Source organism: Streptomyces lucensis JCM 4490 (assembly GCF_014650035.1).
GTDB classification, from domain to species: Bacteria; Actinomycetota; Actinomycetes; order Streptomycetales; family Streptomycetaceae; genus Streptomyces; species Streptomyces lucensis.
This window is the reverse complement of record NZ_BMUE01000054.1, coordinates 1-820: the sequence shown is the minus strand read 5'-3', so window position 1 is coordinate 820 and position 820 is coordinate 1. Positions and strand designations below refer to the sequence as shown.

Here is an 820-nt window from a genome sequence, read left to right as displayed (position 1 = left end):
GCCCAGCGCTCGTGGACCTCCAGGTACTCGCCGTCGTCGACGATCTCCTCGATGACCTTGGCCATGTCGTAGGGCCGGTTGCCGTCGGCCGGGACCAGGTCGAGCAGGACGTCCGAGCGGCGGTCCACCGGGTCGGAGGAGTCCGCCCGCGGGGGGTTCTCCCGGTTGTTCTGCGGCAGCAGGGAGAGGAGGTAGCGCACCTCGGCGATGCACGTCTCCTCGTCGTCGTAGGCGAAGTGGCACACGCCGGAGGTCTCCGCGTGCACGTCCGCGCCGCCGAGGCCGTTCTGGGTGATCTCCTCGCCGGTGACCGCCTTGACCACGTCCGGGCCGGTGATGAACATCTGCGAGGTCTCGCGGACCATGAAGACGAAGTCCGTCAGGGCCGGGCTGTAGGCCGCGCCGCCGGCGCAGGGGCCGAGCATCACCGAGATCTGCGGGATCACCCCGGAGGCCCTGGTGTTGCGCTGGAAGATGCCGCCGTACCCGGCGAGCGCGGAGACGCCCTCCTGGATACGGGCGCCGGCGCCGTCGTTCAGCGACACCAGCGGCGCACCGGCCGCGATGGCCATGTCCATGATCTTGTGGATCTTCGTGGCGTGGGCCTCGCCCAGCGCACCGCCGAAGATCCGGAAGTCGTGGGCGTAGACGAAGACCGTACGGCCCTCCACCGTGCCCCAGCCGGTGATCACACCGTCGGTGTACGGCTTCTTCGCCTCCAGGCCGAACCCGGTCGCCCGGTGCCGGCGCAACTGCTCGACCTCCTGGAAGGACCCGGCGTCGAGCAGCAGCTCGATCCGCTCCCGCGCCGTCAGCTTGC

Annotated in this window: 1 protein-coding gene; it reads right to left on the bottom strand. The window is 70.2% G+C overall.

The genetic code is table 11. The features are described 5' to 3' along the window. The coding region (locus IE177_RS34610) for an acyl-CoA carboxylase subunit beta (protein WP_308431616.1) at nt 1-820 on the bottom strand (820 nt) is incomplete at both ends.